This is a genomic window from Curtobacterium sp. YC1 (assembly GCF_016267665.1).
GTDB lineage: Bacteria > Actinomycetota > Actinomycetes > Actinomycetales > Microbacteriaceae > Curtobacterium.
Window position 1 is genome coordinate 896,045 of sequence record NZ_CP066341.1, and the last position, 18,402, is coordinate 914,446.

Consider the following 18,402-nt stretch of genomic DNA (forward strand, 5'->3'; position numbering starts at 1 on the left):
GAGGTCCTTGCCGGCGCCGGTAGGCGGGTGGTCCTGGGCTGGTGGGCGCGAGCGCGAGGGCGCGAGCGGGCGGAATCGGGGGTGCTCGAGCGGTGTGCCGAGCAGGTTTCGCCCGTTCGCGTTCGCGGTGGCCGGGCGGCAGCGTGCTCGTGCGGCGAGCGGGCACATTCGGCACGCTCCAAGCGGTGTGCCGCGCAGGGTCCGCCCGCTCGCGGTGGCGGTGGCCGAGCGGCAGCGTGCTCGTTCAGCGAGCGGGCGGATTCGGCAGCGCTCGAGCGGTGTGCCGCGCAGGTTCCGCCCGCTCGCGGAAGGGGCGGCCGAGCGGCGGTGTGCTCGTGCGGCGAATGGGCGCATTCGGCACGCTCCGTAGTCCGGGGCGCGCGTCTTCCGCCCGCTCGCGGGTCGGCGGCGGAGGTCGGGGAGGGCCTGTGCGGCGAGCGGGCGGAATCAGCGCATTGCCTCGTGCGGGCGCTGCGGATTCCGCCCGCTCGGGGACCCGGCGGGTAGGCGCAGGGACGCACGGGTGACGCCGCCGTGAGCGGGCGTCGGTACGCTGGACCGGTGACGGATGCACCGATCGGAGTCTTCGACAGCGGGGTCGGCGGGCTCACCGTGGCCCGCGCCATCATCGACCAGCTGCCGCGCGAGAGCATCCGGTACGTCGGGGACACCGTGCACTCGCCGTACGGCCCGAAGCCCATCGCGGACGTCCGCCGCTACGCGCTCGAGGTCATGGACGACCTGGTCGAGCAGGGTGTCAAGGCCCTGGTGATCGCCTGCAACACCGCATCGTCGGCGGTCCTCCGCGATGCCCGTGAACGGTACGAGCAGGCGTACGGCATCCCCGTCGTCGAGGTCATCCAGCCCGCCGCGCGCGCCGCCGTCAAGCAGACCAGGACCGGTCGCGTCGGCGTCATCGGGACCGTCGGCACCATCGCGTCACGCGCCTACGAGGACGCCTTCGCGGTCGCCGCCGGCGTCACGCTGACCACGGCCGCGTGCCCCCGGTTCGTCGAGTTCGTGGAGGCGGGCGACACCTCGTCACCGTCCCTGCGCGAGGTCGCGGCCGGCTACCTCGACCCCATCCGTGCCGCCGACGTCGACACCCTCGTGCTCGGCTGCACGCACTACCCGCTCATGTCCGCTGCGATCCAGTTCGTGATGGGACCGGAGGTCACGCTCGTCTCGAGCGCCGAGGAGACCGCCAACGACGTCTACCGTCGACTCGTCGAGCACGGACTCGAGCGCACCACGACCACCGCCCCGACGTACTCGTTCGAGGCGACGGGCGACGACAAGAACGGCTTCATCCGGCTCGCCCGACGCTTCCTCGGACCCGAGGTGTCGAGTGTCGGCCACCTGCAGACCGGTGCCATCACGCTCCCGCGCACCGGGTCCTGAACCGGACCACCCGCACGACCGCAGCCGACCGTACGACCCGCACCGAGCCTCCAGGCCGGACCGAAAGGACACCATGACCACCCGCATCGACGGCCGCACCGCCACCGACCACCGCCCCGTCACCATCGAGCGGGGGTGGAGCACGCAGGCCGAGGGCAGCGCGCTCATCTCGTTCGGCAACACGAAGGTGCTCTGCACCGCGAGCTTCACGAACGGCGTCCCGCGCTGGCTCGCCGGCAAGGGCACCGGCTGGGTCACCGCCGAGTACTCGATGTTGCCCCGCTCGACGAACGAGCGCATGCAGCGCGAGTCCATCAAGGGCAAGGTCGGCGGCCGCACGCACGAGATCTCCCGCCTGATCGGGCGCTCGCTCCGCGCCGTCGTCGACACGAAGGCGCTCGGGGAGAACACCCTGGTCATCGACTGCGACGTGCTGCAGGCCGACGGCGGCACCCGCACCGCGTCGATCACCGGCGCGTACGTCGCGATGGCCGACGCGATCGAGTGGGGCCGGGACAAGGGCTTCATCGGCAAGAAGGCCACCCCGCTCACCGACAGCGTGCAGGCGATCTCGGTCGGGATCGTCAAGGGGGAACCGATGCTCGACCTGGCCTACACCGAGGACTCCGCGGCCGACACCGACATGAACATCGTCACCACGGGCTCGGGGAAGTTCATCGAGGTGCAGGGCACCGCTGAGCACGCACCCTTCGACCGAGACGAGCTGAACGTGCTGCTCGACCTCGGTCTGGCGGGCAACCAGTCGCTCGCCGCGATCCAGCGGTCCGTGCTGGGGCTGGCGTGACCTCCGGCACGGTCGTGCTGGCGACCCACAACCAGGGCAAGGTCGTCGAGCTCCGCGAGATCCTCGGCACCGCGCTCGGCGACGGCGTCGAGCTGGTCGGCTACGACGGCCCCGAGCCGGTCGAGGACGGCGACAGCTACGCGGCGAACGCCCTCATCAAGGCCCGCGCCGCGGTCGCGCACACGGGGCTGCCGGCGCTCGCCGACGACTCCGGGATCGCGGTCGACGCGCTGGGCGGTGCCCCGGGCATCCACTCGGCCCGGTACGCGGGCACGCGGTCGGACGCCGACAACATCGCGCTGCTGCTGCAGAACCTGGAGGGCGTCGTCGAGCGCACCGCCGCCTTCGTGTGCGCGGCCGCGTTCGTGACGCCCGAGGGCGAGGAGCGCGTGGTCGAGGCCGTGTGGAACGGCGAGGTCACCACCGAGCCGATCGGCGACGGCGGGCACGGCTACGACCCGGTGTTCCGGCCGGACGACGCGGACCGCACCTCGGCGGAGCTGACGCGCGCCGAGAAGAACGCGCTGTCGCACCGCAGCAAGGCGTTCCGGGGGATCGCGCCGATCGTGCGGGAGCACTTCGGCGTCTGACGCGCTGCGCGATGCGCGCTCGTGCGCTCGTGCGCGCCGGTGCGTTTCCGGTCCGCACAACCGAAGTCGCCCCGAACCACGCGATTCCGTGGTGCGGGGCGACTTTGGTTGTGCGCAGGGCGCGTGGGCGCGTGGGCGCGCGGGCGCAGGGCGCGCGGGCTGCGGCAGCGCCCGCGGCGGCCGGGAGGCCCGGGGTGCGCCTAGAGCGTCGGTTCCGTCGGCGCCGTGGTCGCCTCGGTATCGCCCGCGTGCTTGGCCTTGCGCGCGTTCCGCAGGTAGGTCAGGGCCATCGGCACCACGGTCACGACGACCGCCGCGAGCAGGATGATGTCGATGTACTCGCGCACGATGTGGGCCACGAAGGGGATGTACCCGAGGAAGTAGCCCAGGAACGTCACACCGACACCCCAGACCACGGCGCCGACGGCGTTGTACAGCGAGTACTTCTTGTAGTCCATCCGGCCGACGCCCGCGGCAATGGGTGCGAAGGTGCGGACCACCGGCACGAAGCGCGCCAGGATCACGGCGGCGGGGCCGAAGCGGTGGAAGAACGCGTTGGTGCGGTCGACGTTCTCCTTCGAGAACAGCCCGCTCTCCTTGCGTTCGAAGATCGGCGGACCGGCCTTCTTGCCGATGTAGTAGCCGAGCTCGCCGCCCAGGAACGCCGCCGCGCCGATCATCAGCGCCGCGACCCAGATCGGGATGCCGCCGATCTCGCCGCCGCGGTCGAAGGCGAACAGGCCCGTGATGACGAGCAGGCTGTCGCCCGGGAAGATGAACCCGACGAGCAGCCCCGTCTCGGCGAACACGATCCCGCAGACCACGAGCACGGCGATGGCCCCGAAGTGGTCGAGGATGTACTGCGGGTCGAGCCACGGGATCAGGGCGAGTGCGACGGAGTGCATGGTTCTTCCGGTCGTGGAGGCGGAGGCGGCGGGAGACCCCCGCGGGACGAGGGTACCGCCCGTGCGTCGCCCGGCCATCCCTCGCGGGTATGACTCCTGGCAGGGGTGCGGAGGACCGCAACGGTGCGGAAGGAGGGACTCGAACCCTCACGCCTGGGGCACAGGAACCTAAATCCTGCGTGTCTACCGATTCCACCACTCCCGCGAGCAGCGGCAGTCTACCGAGGGCGGGGTGCGGGGCGGACGCGCACCGTGCCTCCAGACCGGATCGGGCGCGTCAGCGCAGCTGCCGGGGCAGGTACCGGGGCACGTACCGGAGCAGGATCCCGGCGCCGACCAGGCCGAGCACGCCCATCACCCCGCTCGCGACGGCGATCGACGCGATCGCGGTGACGCCGGAGATGACCAGGGGCGCCGCGGCCGACCCGAAGTCGCCGGTGAACCGCCAGGCGCCCAGGAACGGTGCCGGGGCGTTCCGCGGAGCGAGGTCCGCGCCGAGCGTCATGAGGATGCCGGACCCGACGCCGTTGGCCAGGGACATGCCCATCGCGATCGCGACGAACCAGCCGACCCGGGCGTCCAGGTGGCCGCTCCAGGCGAGCAGGAAGTAGCTGATGCTCAGGCCGAGCATGCACGGCAGCGCGCTCGCGAGCCGTCCCCACCGGTCCATGATCTGCCCGCTCGTGTAGAACAGCGCGAAGTCGACGGCGCCGGCGATGCCGATGACCAGCGCCGCGGCCGAGTCGTCCAGTCCCACGCTGACCGCCCACAGGGGCAGGATCACCTGGCGGCCGGCGCGCATCGCGCCGATCAGGCCGGCGCCGCTGCCGAGCCGCAGCAGCACCGCCCGGTTCGCGCGGATGGTGCGGAACAGGCCCTGTGCCTCCTGCTGGACGAACTGCGCGCCCGTGTCGGCGGGTGGTTCGGTGCCGGCCCCGCCGCTCGCGTCCGCCACGGGGTCCGCCGTCGGTCGGGAGGCGCGGGGCGGCAACCGCAGACCCCGTGCGCCCGTCGCCGGGTCGCGGAGCACCAGGAGCACGGTCGCCGCCGCCAGGCAGCAGACGACGTGGATCCAGAAGGCACTGCTGGTGGTGCCGGTCAGGTGGACGACGCCAGCGGCGATGAAGGGGCCGACGAAGTACCCGAAGCGGAACACCCCGCCCAGGCTCGACAGGGCACGGGCCCGGATGCGCAGGGGGATCGCCGTGGTCATGTAGGCGTGTCGGGCGAGGGCGAACACGGCGGTCGAGACCCCGACCAGGAACACCCCGAGCGCCAGGACCCAGGCGTTCGCGGCGGTCGTGGCCACGACGAGGCCGACGACCGACACCAGGGCGGCGCCGATCATGGCGTTCCGCTCCCCGATGCGGGCGACGACGACGCCGGACGGCACGTCGCCGATGAGCTCGCCGACCAGGATCAGCGACGCGACGAAGCCGGCGAACGCCAGGCTGGCCCCGAGGGAGTCGGCGGCGATCGGGATGATCGGGATGATCGCGCCCTCGCCGATCGCGAACAGCGCGGCGGGCAGGAACCCGGACAGCAGGACGGACCGGAAGTCGAATGAGTCGTTCGCAGTCGTGGCCATCGCCCGACCAACGGTACGCCAGCGGTACCGCTTCGTCGGCGGGTTACCCTGGAGGCATGCGTGTTCTGGCGGCGATGAGCGGTGGTGTCGACTCGGCGGTGGCGGCTGCCCGGGCGGTCGACGCCGGACACGACGTGGTCGGCGTGCACCTGGCGCTGAGCCGGATGCCCGGGACCCTGCGGACCGGCAGCCGCGGCTGCTGCACCATCGAGGACTCGATGGACGCGCAGCGCGCCGCGTCGGCCCTCGGGATCCCGTACTACGTCTGGGACTTCTCGGCCCGGTTCAAGGAGGACGTCGTCGACGACTTCGTGGCCGAGTACCAGGCGGGTCGCACCCCGAACCCGTGCATGCGCTGCAACGAGCGCATCAAGTTCGCGGCGCTGCTCGAGAAGGCACTGGCCCTGGGGTTCGACGCCGTCGCGACCGGGCACTACGCCTCGATCGTCACCGGTCCGGACGGCTCCCGGGAACTCCACCGGTCGGCCGCGTGGGCGAAGGACCAGTCGTACGTGCTCGGGGTGCTGACCGCCGAGCAGCTGCAGCACGCGATGTTCCCGCTCGGTGCCACCCCCTCGAAGGACGAGGTCCGGGCCGAGGCTGCCGCCCGCGGGCTGACGGTCGCGCAGAAGCCGGACTCCTACGACATCTGCTTCATCCCGGACGGGGACACCCGCGGCTGGCTCGCCGACCGCGTGGGCAGCGAGACCGGTGACGTCGTCGAGCGTGACGGTACCGTCGTCGGCTCCCACCAGGGCGCGACCGGGTACACCGTCGGGCAGCGCCGCGGTCTGGCGCTCGGACGACCGGCGCCGGACGGCAAGCCGCGCTTCGTGCTCGAGATCCGCCCGAAGGAGAACACCGTCGTCGTCGGCCCGAAGGAGGCGCTCGACGTCGTGTCGATGTCGGGCTCCCGGTTCACCTGGGCCGGTGCCGCCCCCGCTGATCCGTCCGTGCCGTTCGCCTGCGACGTGCAGATCCGCGCCCACGCCGACCCGGTGCCCGCGACCGCGCGCGTGCAGGACGACGTGCTGGTGATCGACGTCGACGAGCCGCTGTCCGGGGTCGCTCCCGGGCAGACCGCGGTGGTGTACGTGGGCACGCGGGTGCTCGGGCAGTGCACGATCGACGACACCGTCAGCGCCGTCCCCGTCGACGCCTGACCCCGCCGCTCCCGGGCACCCCGGTCGCTGCACGCCGCGTCGGTGGCGCACGGTAGAACTGATGCCATGAGCGAGACCGACGCCACGTTCGAGACCATCGACCCCGACGAGCTCGACGCCGCCGGTGCGCAGCGCGAGGTCGACCGGCTGCGGTCCCGCATCCTCGAACTGCGCGACGCCTACTACTTCGGCGAGGGCGGCTCGACCGTCACCGATGCCGACTACGACGCGATGGCCCGCCGGCTCGAGGCCGTCGAGCAGCGGTTCCCGGAGCTCGTCACGCCGGACAGCCCGACGCAGACGGTCGGCGGCCGGGCGCAGGCGATCCAGTTCGCGCCCGTCGAGCACGCGGAGCGCATGCTCTCGCTCGACAACGTCTTCAGCCCCGACGAGCTGACCGACTGGGCCGTCAAGGTGCAGCGGGACGCGGGCGACGAGCGCGTGCGGTTCCTGACCGAGCTGAAGATCGACGGTCTCGCGATCAACCTGCGCTACGAGCACGGTCGACTCGTCTCGGCGGCGACCCGTGGCGACGGCGTCGTGGGCGAGGACGTCACCGGCAACGTCCGCACCATGGGCACGATCCCGGACCGCCTGTCGGGCACCGGTCACCCGCCCCTGGTCGAGGTCCGGGGCGAGATCTTCTTCCCCGTCGCCGAGTTCGACGAGCTCAACGCGAACCAGCGCGAAGCGGGGGAGCGCGTGTTCGCCAACCCGCGCAACGCCGCCGCCGGGTCGCTCCGCCAGAAGGAAGAGGGCAAGTCCGAGGCGAAGCGCGCCCTGATGGTCGACCGCCTGCAGCGTCTGCGGATGCTCGTGCACGGCATCGGCGCGTGGCCCGTCCGCGAACTCGAGCAGGGCACCGACGTCCGCAGCCAGTCCGAGGTGTACGAGCTCCTGCAGACGTGGGGGCTGCCGACGAGCAGCCACTACCGGGTGTTCGACACCATCGACGAGGTGAACGGCTTCGTCCGCACCACGGGGGACCGCCGGTCGTCCGTCGAGCACCAGATCGACGGCGTCGTCGTGAAGGTCGACGACCTGGCGCTGCACGAGGAGCTCGGCTCGACCTCGCGGGCGCCGCGGTGGGCGATCGCCTACAAGTACCCGCCGGAAGAAGTCCACACGACGCTCACCGACATCGTGGTCAGCGTCGGCCGCACCGGCCGCGCGACCCCGTTCGCGGTGATGGCCCCGGCCGAGGTCGCCGGGTCGGTCGTGCGCCAGGCGACGCTGCACAACCAGCAAGTCGTCAAGGCGAAGGGCGTGCTGATCGGCGACACCGTCGTGCTGCGCAAGGCCGGCGACGTCATCCCCGAGGTGCTCGGGCCGGTCGTGGAACTCCGTGACGGCTCCGAGCGCGAGTTCGTGATGCCGACGCACTGCCCCGAGTGCGGCACCGAGCTCGCCCCCGCCAAGGAGGGCGACATCGACCTGCGTTGCCCGAACGCCGAGAGCTGCCCGGCGCAGGTGCGTGGCCGGGTGGAGCACATCGCCTCGCGCGGCTCGCTCGACATCGAGGGCCTCGGCGAGGTCGCCGCCGCGGCGCTCACCCAGCCCCTGCGGCCGGAGACCCCGCCGCTCGTCACCGAGGCCGGGTTGTTCGACCTGACGATGGAGGACATCGTCCCGATCGAGGTGATCGTCCGCGACGCCGAGACCGGCATGCAGAAGGTCGACGACGACGGCACCCCGAAGCGTGTGACGCCGTTCAGCCGGGCGCGCAAGAAGACCGACCCGCCGTTCGACCCTGAGGCCCGTGGTGCGGACTACACCGGGGAGCCGAGCCGCTACCCGTCGAAGAACGCGTTCGAGATGCTCGCGAACATCGACGCCGCGAAGACGAAGCCCCTGTGGCGCATCCTGGTCGGCCTGAGCATCCGCCACGTCGGACCGGTCGCCGCCCGCGCCCTGGCGAACCACTTCGGCTCCCTCGACGCGATCCGGTCGGCGTCCCGCGAGGACCTGGCCGCCGTCGACGGGGTGGGCGGGATCATCGCCGATGCCCTGCTCGCCTGGTTCGAGGTCGACTGGCACCGCGAGATCATCGACCGCTGGACGGCGGCCGGCGTGCAGTTCACGACGCCCGACCACCCGGGTCCGGGCGGCGCCGCAGCCGAAGGTGGCGTGCTGAGCGGTGTGACCGTCGTCGCGACCGGGTCGCTCGAGGGCTACACGCGTGAGGGAGCGCAGGAGGCCATCATCACCGCGGGCGGCAAGGCGGCGTCGAGCGTGAGCAAGAAGACGGACTTCGTCGCGGCCGGGCCGGGAGCCGGGTCGAAGCTGACCAAGGCCGAGCAGCTGGGCGTGCGGATCATCGACGCCGCGCAGTTCCACCTGCTCGTGACGGAGGGGCCGGCGGCCCTCGCCGAGGCGGGCTCGGACGAGGCGGGCTCGGACGAGACTGCCCCGGTCGAGTCGACGCCGGACGGCACCGCGACCGAGGACTGAGGCGGACTCAGCACACAGGATCGGCGCGCCGATCGTCGTGCCCAGTTCGAGGGACAAGTTGCATCACGCATGACAGAACGTCGGCGGCCCTCCGTACACTCGGAACAGCATCACCCGTCGTCTGCAGGGGGACGTCGGGAAGGCCTTCCCGGGGGAGACCCGATTGCTGCTCGTCGCCGCAGCTCTGCTCACCGCCTCGATGCACTCGCTCGGAGTGGTCGAGGTCCCCGACGTGCCTCCGGCGCACGCGGCACCGGCCGCCGTCGCGGTGGTCGCCCCACGGCACCCCGCCCCCGTCCCGGTCGCGACCGGGGGACACACCGGTGTCGAGGACGTCGCGACCGCGGGTGGTCGGGCGTTCCTCGACGGGCTCGGGGCGCTGGACGCCGACGAGCTCGGCCGCGCCGCCGCTGATCGTCGGGTCGTCGAGACGGTGCAGGACGATCCACCGTCCGCCGCCACGGTCGCCCGGTGGTGGGTGGGCCTGCACGGCGACGAGCGCGACCTGCTCCTGCGGTGCGCGCCGTCGGTGGTGGGGAACCTGGACGGCGTGCCGTACGCCGTCCGCGACGTCGCGAACCGGGCGACGCTCATGACCGGTCTGGCCGACGACGACACCGGTGCCGCCGAGGCCGCGATGCTCGGGCAGGTCCGAGACTCGCTCGTGCACGAGCCCGGCGACCCGCAGCGGTACCTCGTCACGCTGGACACTCGCGGATCCGGACGGGCGGCGATCAGCATCGGTGACCTCGACACCGCGGCCGACGTCACCGTCGTCGTCCCGGGGATGTTCTTCACGGTCACCGGCCAGATGACCGACTTCACCGACACCGCCAACGACCTGTCCCGCGAGCAGGCCACGCTCGCGCCCCTCGCGACGGCGGGTGGGGGCAGCGGATCGGGCGTCGCCGTCGTGGCCTGGATGGGCTACCGCACGCCCGACCTGTCGAACATCCTGTCGCTCGGCCTGGCCGAGACCGGCGCCGTGCGGCTCGAACGCGCCGTCGACGGCCTGCGCGAGCGGCCGGTCGACCCGCCGCGACTCAACGTCGTCGCCCACTCGTACGGGTCCACCACGGCGATGATCGCCCTGGCGTCGGGACGGATGACCGCCGACACGTTGACGGTGCTCGGGTCGCCGGGCAGCGATGTGCGCTCGGCTGCCGACCTCGCGGTCACCGACGGCGAGGTCTTCGTCGGCGGCGCCCACAGCGATCCGATCGCGGGCTCCGGGTACTTCGGCACCGACCCCGGCGGGGCGTCCTTCGGGTCGACCGTGCTCGACCTGGCCGGCGGGGTGCAGGACGCCGCGGGGGACGTCTTCCGGCGTCCGGTCGGGCACAACGACTACCTCGAGCCCGGCACCGCCTCGCTGCACGACGTCGCCCTGATCGGGATCGGCCGGGGTGACCTGGTGCGGGAGCAGGTGCGCCGCGGCGACCACGACGGCGACTCGGTCGTCGGGGCGACCCCCGACATGTACCTCGTGCGCCCGCAGGACCTGCAACCGCGCGACTGAGCGCCGACGGTGCCTGAACGGCAACCTGAGCACGACCGCAGTCGGTGATCGTTCCACGGCAGAACCAGTCCAGCCCGCATCCCTACGGTGCCGTCATGCGTGTGGTGCGATGGCCTGGTGCTCTCCTGATGTTCGTGGTGCTGTCCGTGCTCGCCGGCATGCTCGTCGCCGTCGCGGTCACACCGGCCGTCGCGGTCGCCGGTGAGGGCACGTCGGGTGCGGTGGCGTTCTTCGAGGACCTGCCGAGCTACCTCGAGGTCCGGACCCCGCAGCAGGTGTCGTCGGTGTACGCCACGCAGGGCGGGAAGCAGGTCGAGATCGCGTCGTTCTACGCCGAGAACCGCACGAACGTCACCGCGGACCAGATGGCGGACTCGCTGAAGCAGGCCGCGATCGACACCGAGGACCCGCGCTACTACGACGAGGGCGGCATCGACGTGCTCGGCACCCTGCGTGGCGTGGCCGCGACCGTCGTCGGCGGGGACGTGCAGGGCGGCTCGAGCATCACGCAGCAGTACGTCAAGAACGTCCTCGTGCAGCAGTGCGAGGAGCTGACCGGCAAGGACCAGGCCGCCACCGAGAAGAAGGTCGCAGCCTGCTACCAGGACGCGGCCGGCGTCACGCCGCAGCGCAAGCTGCAGGAGATGCGGTACGCGATCGCGGTGGACAAGAAGTACTCGAAGGACGAGATCCTCACCGGGTACCTCAACATCGTCGGACTCGGCGGCCGGGTCTACGGTGCCGAGGCCGGAGCCGAGCACTACTTCGGCGTGCACGCGAAGGACCTGTCGCTCGTGCAGTCAGCCACCCTGGTCGCGATCCTGAACAACCCGTCGAACCTGCGCATCGACGTGCCCTCCGACACGGACAACGGCCGGGCGAACGGCTACGCCCTCACCAAGGAACGCCGGGACTACGTGCTCCGCCGCATGCAGGTGCACGGGGCGATCACGAAGGCCCAGTTGGCCGAGGCGATCGCGACCCCGGTGACACCGAGGATCACCGAGACGGCGAACGGTTGCTCGACCGCCGCGACGAACCACGACGCCGGGTACTTCTGCGACTACGTGCGCGACCAGGTGCTGCAGGATCCCGCGTTCGGCAGGACCGCCGCCCAGCGCATCGCGACGCTCGACACGAAGGGCCTGCAGATCCACACGTCGCTCGACCTCGACCAGCAGGGCCGGGCGCAGCAGGCCCTGTCGACGTTCGTGCCGCCCACGATGGCGGGCGTCGACGTGGGCGGCTCGAACGTCACCGTCGAACCGGGGACCGGACGGATCACGTCGATGGTGCAGAACACCTCGTACACGCAGGGCGACGCCGCCGCTGCGGGTGCGACGGCGGTGAACTACAGCGCCGACTCCGGGTACGGCAACTCCGGTGGGTTCCAGACCGGGTCGACCTACAAGGTGTTCACGCTGGCCGAGTGGCTCGCGACCGGACACACGCTGTCCGAGTCGGTGACCACGTCGGAGCACCAGTTCGAGAACGCCGAGTTCACGAACAGCTGCCAGGACGTCGCGGGCGGCACCTGGAACGTGGCGAACGCCGAGAGCGTGCCGGCGTCGATGTCGGTCGAGGACGCGACGGTCGAGTCGATCAACACGGCCTACGCGCAGATGGGCAAGCAGCTCGACCTGTGCAGGATCGCGAAGCTCGCGCAGTCGATGGGCATCCACCGTGCCGACGGCGGCGACCTGACGCAGACCCCGTCGTCGATCCTCGGCGTCAACGAGCTGTCGCCGATCGACCTGGCCGAGGCCTACGCGGGCTTCGCGAACGGCGGCGTCGTGTGCACGCCCACCGCGATCGACTCGGTGACCGAGGCGGACCGCACGACGATCACGCCGACGCCGTCGTCCTGCACGCGGGGCGTCTCCGCCGACGTCGCGGGCACCGTCGACCACGCCCTGCAGGGCGTCCTGTCCGGATCGGGGACCGCCGCGAGCGCGAACCCGGGTGACAGCGTGCCGAAGTTCGCGAAGACCGGCACCACCGACGGCGACGTGCAGAACTGGCTGGTCGCGTCGTCGACGAAGTACACGAACGCCACCTGGATCGGCAACGTGCAGGGGAACGTGAGCCTGGCGGACCAGCCGTTCCTGCAGGGCACGACCGGGTACAGCGCGAAGTTCGGCGTGGGCAAGGCGATGATGGGCTACCTGGACCAGACCGTCGGCGGGGGAGCGCTCCCGGCACCGAGCCAGGCGATGATCGGGAACGCGGGCGGGTCGTCCTCGTCCTCGACGTCGTCGTCTCCGTCCTCGCCCGGACCGGGGACCGCGCAGCGCGACCAGGACACGCCCGCCTCGCCGACGCAGACCGGTGCCCCGGCTGCTCCGGCTGCTCCCGCTGCCCCGGCCTCGCCCGCTCCCGCCGCGACGGGCGCCCCCGCGGCACCGGCTGCGGGGGACCGGCACGGGGAGTGACCGCCTGGGACCACGCCGCCGGTTCCTCGACGACGCGCCAGCGCCGGGCAGGCCGTGCCGGTGCGGCCTGGAGGCCCGGTGCCGGTCCGGCGGACCGGCACCGGGCCTCCAGACCGTTGTCCACAGCCGCGCCTGCGCGCCCGACGCAGCCAATAGACTGTTGGGCATTCCACGAACCGATCGACGGAGCACCATGCCTGACATCACGAGCGAGCAGGTCGCCCACCTGGCGAGCCTCGCACGTATCGCACTCACGCCCGACGAGATCGAGAAGCTGACCGGGGAGCTGTCGCACATCGTCGAGAGCGTCGCCAAGGTCGCCGAGGTCGCGACCGACGACGTCCCGGCGACGAGCCACCCCGTGCCGCTCGGCAACGTCACCCGACCCGACGTGGTCGGCACGACGCTGACGCAGGAGCAGGCGCTCTCCGGTGCGCCCGACTCCGACGGCGAACGGTTCCGCGTGACCGCCATCCTCGGCGAAGAACAGTAGGGCGAAGAACAGTGACCGACGACATCACGAAGCTCAGCGCCGCGGCGCTCGCCGACGCCCTCGTGGCGCGCGACGTCTCGAGCGTCGAGGCCACCCAGGCCCACCTCGACCGGATCGCCGCCGTCGACGGCGACGTGCACGCGTTCCTGCACGTGAACCAGAACGCCCTGGCCGTCGCGAAGTCGATCGACTCGCGCCGTGCCGCCGGCGACGACCTCGGCGCCCTCGCCGGCGTCCCCATCGCCGTCAAGGACGTCCTGTGCACGCAGGACATGCCGACCACCTCGGGCTCGAAGATCCTCGAGGGCTGGGTGCCGCCGTACGACGCCACCCCCGTCGCGAAGCTCCGCGCCGCCGGCCTCGTGCCGCTGGGCAAGACGAACATGGACGAGTTCGCGATGGGCTCGACGACCGAGTTCTCGGCGTACGGTCCGACCCGCAACCCGTGGGACCTCGACCGGATCCCCGGTGGGTCCGGTGGTGGTTCCGCCGCCGCCGTCGCCGCGTACGAGGCACCGCTCGCGCTCGGCTCCGACACCGGTGGATCGATCCGCCAGCCGGGTGCCGTCACCGGCACGGTCGGCGTCAAGCCGACGTACGGCGGTGTGAGCCGGTACGGCTCGATCGCCCTCGCGTCCAGCCTCGACCAGGTCGGTCCGGTGTCCCGCACCGTGCTCGACGCCGCACTCCTGCACGACGTCATCGGCGGGCACGACCCGCGCGACTCCACCTCGATCCCGGACGCCTGGCCCTCGATGGCCGCCGCCGCGCGCGAGGGGCTGCACTCGGACACGCTCCGTGGGCTGCGCGTGGGCGTGGTGAAGGAACTCGCGGGTGGCGACGGCTTCCAGGCCGGTGTCACGCAGCGGTTCCAGGAGACCGTCGCGCTGCTCGAGTCGGCCGGAGCGGTCGTCGTCGAGATCGACGCCCCCTCGTTCGCGTACGCGATCAGCGCCTACTACCTGATCCTCCCGGCCGAGGCGTCGTCGAACCTCGCGAAGTTCGACTCCGTGCGCTTCGGCCTGCGCGTCACGCCCGAGGGCGGCGCCACGGTGGAGGACGTCATGGCCGCCACGCGCGAAGCCGGCTTCGGGCCGGAGGTCAAGCGCCGCATCATCCTCGGCACCTACGCACTGAGCGCCGGCTACTACGACGCCTACTACGGCTCGGCGCAGAAGGTCCGCACGCTCGTGCAGCGCGACTTCCAGGCGGCGTTCGAGCAGGTCGACCTGCTCGTCAGCCCCTCGGCGCCGACGACCGCGTTCCCCCTCGGTGAGCGCATCGACGACCCGCTCGCGATGTACCTCAACGACCTCACGACGATCCCGGCGAACCTGGCCGGCGTCCCCGGCATGAGCATCCCGAACGGCCTGGCGCCCGAGGACTCGCTGCCGACCGGTGTGCAGCTGATGGCCCCGCAGCGCGAGGACGCCCGGCTGTACCGCTACGGCGCGGCCCTCGAGCGGCTGCTCGAACAGCAGTGGGGGGCACCGCTCATCGCGTCCGTCCCGGACCTCGACCAGAGTCAGCAGTCGGCTGCGCAGGAAGGTGTGATCTGATGGCGCAGAAGGACGCGCTCATGGACTTCGACGAGGCGCTCGAGCGCTACGAGCCGGTCCTCGGCTTCGAGGTCCACGTCGAACTCGCGACGAAGACCAAGATGTTCTCCGACGCCCCGAACTTCTTCGGCGGCGAGCCGAACACGAACGTCACCCCGGTCGACCTCGGACTGCCCGGGTCGCTGCCGGTCGTGAACGAGCAGGCCGTGCGGTACTCGATCCAGCTCGGGCTCGCGCTCGGCTGCTCGATCGCCGAGTCGTCGCGGTTCGCCCGGAAGAACTACTTCTACCCGGACAACCCGAAGAACTACCAGGTCTCGCAGTACGACGAGCCCATCGCCTACGAGGGCGAGGTCGAGGTCGAGCTCGCCGACGGCACGATCTACAACATCCCGATCGAGCGCGCCCACATGGAAGAGGACGCTGGCAAGCTCACGCACGTCGGCGGTGCCACCGGTCGCATCCAGGGTGCCGAGTACTCGCTCGTCGACTACAACCGAGCCGGCGTGCCGCTCGTCGAGATCGTCACGAAGCCGATCTTCGGCGCCGAGCACCGCGCGCCCGAGCTCGGTGCCGCCTACGTGCAGGTCATCCGCGACCTCGTCCGCGCCCTCGGCGTCTCGGAGGCCCGCATGGAGCGCGGGAACCTGCGCTGCGACGCCAACATCTCGCTGCGCCCCCGCGGCCAGGAGAAGCTCGGCACCCGCACCGAGACGAAGAACGTCAACTCGTTCCGCGCCGTCGAACGCGCCATCCGGTACGAGATCCAGCGTCAGGCCGCGATCCTGGCCGCCGGCGGGACGATCACGCAGGAGACCCGGCACTGGCACGAGGACACCGGTCGCACCTCGGCCGGACGCCCGAAGTCGGACGCCGACGACTACCGCTACTTCCCCGAGCCCGACCTGCTGCCGGTCGTGCCGGACCCCGCGGTCGTCGAGGAGCTCCGCGCCTCGCTGCCCGAGGCCCCGGTCGCGCGCCGACGCCGCCTGAAGGGCGAGTGGGGCTTCGCCGACCTCGAGTTCCAGGACGTCGTCAACGGCGGCCTGCTCGACGAGGTCGAGGGCACCGTCGCCGCGGGCGCCGCTCCGCAGGCCGCCCGCAAGTGGTGGACCGGTGAGATCAGCCGCGTCGCCAACGCGCAGGACGCCGCCCCCGGTGACCTGGTGTCGCCGCAGCACGTCGCCGAGGTCATCGCCCTCGTCGAGTCCGGCGACCTGACCGACCGACTGGCGCGCCAGGTGCTCGAGGGCGTCATCGCGGGAGAGGGCTCGCCGGCGCAGGTCGTCGAGGCCCGTGGGCTCAAGGTCGTCTCGGACGACTCGGCCCTGACCGCGGCCGTCGACGAGGCGCTCGCCGCCCAGCCCGACGTGCTCGCCAAGATCCAGGACGGCAAGGTCCAGGCCGCCGGCGCGATCATCGGTGCCGTCATGAAGGCCATGAAGGGCCAGGCGGACGCCGCCCGCGTGCGCGAGCTGGTGCTGGAGCGCGCGCAGCAGTCGTAGACCCGACCACGGTCGGACGGGAGGCACGGTGCACGCACGCACCGTGCCTCCCGTCCATCCTGGGGACACGTCAGCGACCTGGTGACAGGATGAACCGTGTCCGCAACGATCCGCGCCATCGGTACCGCAGTCCCCGAGACGACCCTCGACCAGCCCCGGGTGCGTGACCTCTTCGCCGCGCAACCGGACCTCGGCCGCCTGGGCAGCCGTCTCGTGCCGGCCGCGTTCGACGGGTCGGCGGTGGACCAGCGGCACACGGTCCTCGAGGAACTCGACCGAGAACGGCCCGGTGGCGCCTTCCGTGACGACGACGGCACGCTCCGGTCCCCGTCGACCGGCGAGCGGAACGACCGCTACCGCGAACTCGCCCCGTCGCTGTTCGTCGCCGCCGCCCGCGACGCCGTCGCCCGTGCGGGGATCGCGCCGGAGGCCGTCACGCACCTGGTGACCGTGTCCTGCACCGGCTTCACACAGCCCGGGCCCGACATCGACGTCGTCGACCAGCTCGGTCTGCCGGAGCGCGTCTTCCGCCACCACATCGGCTTCATGGGCTGCTGCGCCGCGTTCCCCGCGCTCCGGATCGCCGCGGCCTTCGTCGACCAGGACCCGGACGCCGTCGTGCTCGTGGTCTGCGGCGAACTGTGCACGCTGCACGTCCGCGCCTCGGACGACCCCGACCAGATCGTGGCGAACAGCGTGTTCGGCGACGGGGCGGCCGCGGCGGTCGTCGCGCGCGACGGCGCCGGCTTGCGCTTCGACGCGTTCACCACGTCCGTGGTGACCGAGGGGGCGTCGGAGATGGCCTGGAACATCGGCGACGAGGGCTTCGAGATGGTGCTGTCGACCGCCGTCCCGAAGCTCGTCGGGCTGCACGTGCCCGATGCCGTGGAACCGCTGCTCGACGGCGGCACCGCCGCGAGCATCCCGGTGTGGGCGGTGCACCCGGGTGGGCGCGCCATCCTCGACCGCGCGCAGGAGTCGCTCGGTCTGCCGGACAGCGCGATGGCGTCGAGCCGCCGGGTGCTCCGCGAGCACGGCAACATGTCGAGCGCCACGGTGCTCTTCGTCCTGCGCGACGCCGTCGACGCCGGTCTCACCGACGGCAGCGCCGTCGTCGCGCTGGCGTTCGGCCCCGGCCTGACGGTCGAGAGCGCCCGCCTGACCGCCGTGCGGACCGAGGCCTCACCGGCCGTCGAGCCCGCGCGGGTGCCGGTCGCGACCACGGGAGCGGCGTGACCGCTCGGAGCGGCGGCGACCCGGGCCTCCCGGCGGTCGACCTGCGCACCCGTGCGCGCGACCTGCGCGAGCTCATGGACGAACCGGACTGTGATCCGCGGACACTCGACCGGACCTTCCGTCGCTTCGCCCTCGTCAACGCGCTCATCAGCGGATGGCGCGCGGCCTGGCGGTCGCACGTCGCGCCGGCGCTGCCCGTGACGGGCCGCGGGCGCGTGCTCGACCTGGGGTGCGGCGGGGGCGACCTGGCGCGATCGCTCGTGCGGTGGGCTGCCGCGGACGGGTTCGAGCTCGAGGTCGTCGGAGCCGATCCCGACGAGCGGGCGATCGCGGCGGCACGACGTTCGACACCGGCGGGCGTCACGTTCCGCCAGCAGTCGAGCGCCGAGCTCGTCGCCGCGGGGGAACGGTTCGACGTGGTCGTCTCGAACCACGTCCTGCACCACCTGGGCGACGAGGAGCGCGACGGGTTCCTCGCCGACTCCGCGGTGCTCGCGGGCACGCGCAGCCTGCACTCGGACATCCGTCGGTCCCCGGCGGCGTACCGGGCCTACGCGCTGGCGTCGCCGCTCGTCGCCGCGGGCACGTTCGTCCGGGTCGACGGGCTGCGGTCGATCCGCCGGAGTTACACCGTGCCCGAGCTGCAGCAGGTGCTGCCGCAGGGGTGGCGGGCCGAGGCGGCGGCGCCGCACCGGGTGCTCGCGATCCGCGACGCCTGAGCGCGGCGGGCGGGCGCGGCGGGCGGCGGCGGGCGC

14 protein-coding genes and 1 tRNA gene are annotated in these 18,402 nt (G+C 72.2%); 12 read left to right on the forward strand and 3 right to left on the reverse strand.

Features of this window, described 5'->3' with window-relative positions; all coding sequences use genetic code 11:
- Positions 1-561 precede the first annotated feature (561 nt).
- The 3 genes from murI to rdgB all read left to right on the forward strand — a co-directional run bounded on the left by murI (position 562) and on the right by rdgB (position 2,796).
- On the forward strand, positions 562-1,401 hold the full coding sequence (murI, locus tag I8920_RS04370; RefSeq protein WP_198657950.1) for a glutamate racemase: 840 nt from the start codon (positions 562-564) through the stop codon (positions 1,399-1,401).
- Positions 1,402-1,474: 73 nt separating this feature from the next.
- Positions 1,475-2,206, forward strand: a complete 732-nt coding sequence (rph, locus tag I8920_RS04375) for a ribonuclease PH (RefSeq protein WP_198657951.1) — start codon at positions 1,475-1,477, stop codon at positions 2,204-2,206.
- Complete coding sequence (rdgB, locus tag I8920_RS04380) at positions 2,203-2,796, forward strand: RdgB/HAM1 family non-canonical purine NTP pyrophosphatase (RefSeq protein ID WP_198657952.1); 594 nt, start codon at positions 2,203-2,205, stop codon at positions 2,794-2,796. The genes rph and rdgB overlap by 4 nt, the downstream gene beginning before the upstream one ends.
- Positions 2,797-2,996: 200 nt before the next feature.
- Here rdgB and I8920_RS04385 read toward each other — a convergent pair whose 3' ends face one another.
- The 3 genes from I8920_RS04385 to I8920_RS04395 form a co-directional block, all read right to left on the reverse strand.
- Entirely contained in the window at positions 2,997-3,701 is a 705-nt protein-coding gene (locus tag I8920_RS04385; protein WP_198657953.1) for a DedA family protein, read from the reverse strand.
- A gap of 124 nt (positions 3,702-3,825) precedes the next feature.
- A tRNA-Leu gene (locus tag I8920_RS04390) sits at positions 3,826-3,906 on the reverse strand.
- A gap of 72 nt (positions 3,907-3,978) precedes the next feature.
- On the reverse strand, positions 3,979-5,289 hold the full coding sequence (locus I8920_RS04395) for an MFS transporter (protein WP_198657954.1): 1,311 nt from the start codon (positions 5,287-5,289) through the stop codon (positions 3,979-3,981).
- A 56-nt stretch (positions 5,290-5,345) separates the two neighbouring features.
- Between I8920_RS04395 and mnmA the strand changes: the two genes are divergently transcribed.
- The 9 genes from mnmA to I8920_RS04440 all read left to right on the forward strand — a co-directional run bounded on the left by mnmA (position 5,346) and on the right by I8920_RS04440 (position 18,366).
- Entirely contained in the window at positions 5,346-6,452 is a 1,107-nt protein-coding gene (mnmA, locus tag I8920_RS04400) for a tRNA 2-thiouridine(34) synthase MnmA (protein WP_198657955.1), read from the forward strand.
- Positions 6,453-6,518: 66 nt separating this feature from the next.
- The gene (gene ligA, locus I8920_RS04405) at positions 6,519-8,903 is read left to right on the forward strand and encodes an NAD-dependent DNA ligase LigA (RefSeq protein WP_232832820.1); all 2,385 of its coding nucleotides are present in this window, start codon (positions 6,519-6,521) and stop codon (positions 8,901-8,903) included.
- A 163-nt stretch (positions 8,904-9,066) separates the two neighbouring features.
- Positions 9,067-10,422, forward strand: coding sequence for an alpha/beta hydrolase (locus tag I8920_RS04410; RefSeq protein ID WP_198657956.1), 1,356 nt, complete (start codon positions 9,067-9,069; stop codon positions 10,420-10,422).
- A 95-nt stretch (positions 10,423-10,517) separates the two neighbouring features.
- Positions 10,518-12,854: a transglycosylase domain-containing protein gene (locus tag I8920_RS04415; RefSeq protein WP_198657957.1), complete on the forward strand. Its 2,337-nt coding sequence runs from the start codon at positions 10,518-10,520 to the stop codon at positions 12,852-12,854.
- 193 nt (positions 12,855-13,047) lie between these two features.
- The gene (gene gatC / locus I8920_RS04420; protein ID WP_198657958.1) at positions 13,048-13,347 is read left to right on the forward strand and encodes an Asp-tRNA(Asn)/Glu-tRNA(Gln) amidotransferase subunit GatC; all 300 of its coding nucleotides are present in this window, start codon (positions 13,048-13,050) and stop codon (positions 13,345-13,347) included.
- Positions 13,348-13,358: 11 nt separating this feature from the next.
- A complete protein-coding gene (gene gatA, locus I8920_RS04425; RefSeq protein WP_198657959.1) occupies positions 13,359-14,906 on the forward strand; it encodes an Asp-tRNA(Asn)/Glu-tRNA(Gln) amidotransferase subunit GatA in 1,548 nt (515 codons plus the stop codon).
- Positions 14,906-16,411: an Asp-tRNA(Asn)/Glu-tRNA(Gln) amidotransferase subunit GatB gene (gatB, locus tag I8920_RS04430; protein ID WP_198657960.1), complete on the forward strand. Its 1,506-nt coding sequence runs from the start codon at positions 14,906-14,908 to the stop codon at positions 16,409-16,411. The genes gatA and gatB overlap by 1 nt, the downstream gene beginning before the upstream one ends.
- Before the next feature lie 96 nt (positions 16,412-16,507).
- Positions 16,508-17,647 (forward strand): type III polyketide synthase, encoded by a 1,140-nt coding sequence (locus tag I8920_RS04435; RefSeq protein WP_198657961.1) that lies wholly within the window; start codon positions 16,508-16,510, stop codon positions 17,645-17,647.
- The gene (locus I8920_RS04440) at positions 17,644-18,366 is read left to right on the forward strand and encodes a methyltransferase domain-containing protein (protein WP_232832821.1); all 723 of its coding nucleotides are present in this window, start codon (positions 17,644-17,646) and stop codon (positions 18,364-18,366) included. Before I8920_RS04435 ends, I8920_RS04440 begins: the two co-directional genes overlap by 4 nt.
- Positions 18,367-18,402: the final 36 nt, after the last annotated feature.

Bases quoted from the DNA above. Each gene is read 5' to 3' on its own strand.
- rph (WP_198657951.1), top strand. From the start codon at position 1,475: ATGACCACCCGCATCGACGGCCGCACCGCCACCGACCACCGCCCCGTC.
- I8920_RS04385 (WP_198657953.1), bottom strand. From the start codon at position 3,701: ATGCACTCCGTCGCACTCGCCCTGATCCCGTGGCTCGACCCGCAGTAC.
- I8920_RS04395 (WP_198657954.1), bottom strand. From the start codon at position 5,289: ATGGCCACGACTGCGAACGACTCATTCGACTTCCGGTCCGTCCTGCTG.
- mnmA (WP_198657955.1), top strand. From the start codon at position 5,346: ATGCGTGTTCTGGCGGCGATGAGCGGTGGTGTCGACTCGGCGGTGGCG.
- ligA (WP_232832820.1), top strand. From the start codon at position 6,519: ATGAGCGAGACCGACGCCACGTTCGAGACCATCGACCCCGACGAGCTC.
- I8920_RS04415 (WP_198657957.1), top strand. From the start codon at position 10,518: ATGCGTGTGGTGCGATGGCCTGGTGCTCTCCTGATGTTCGTGGTGCTG.
- gatC (WP_198657958.1), top strand. From the start codon at position 13,048: ATGCCTGACATCACGAGCGAGCAGGTCGCCCACCTGGCGAGCCTCGCA.
- gatB (WP_198657960.1), top strand. From the start codon at position 14,906: ATGGCGCAGAAGGACGCGCTCATGGACTTCGACGAGGCGCTCGAGCGC.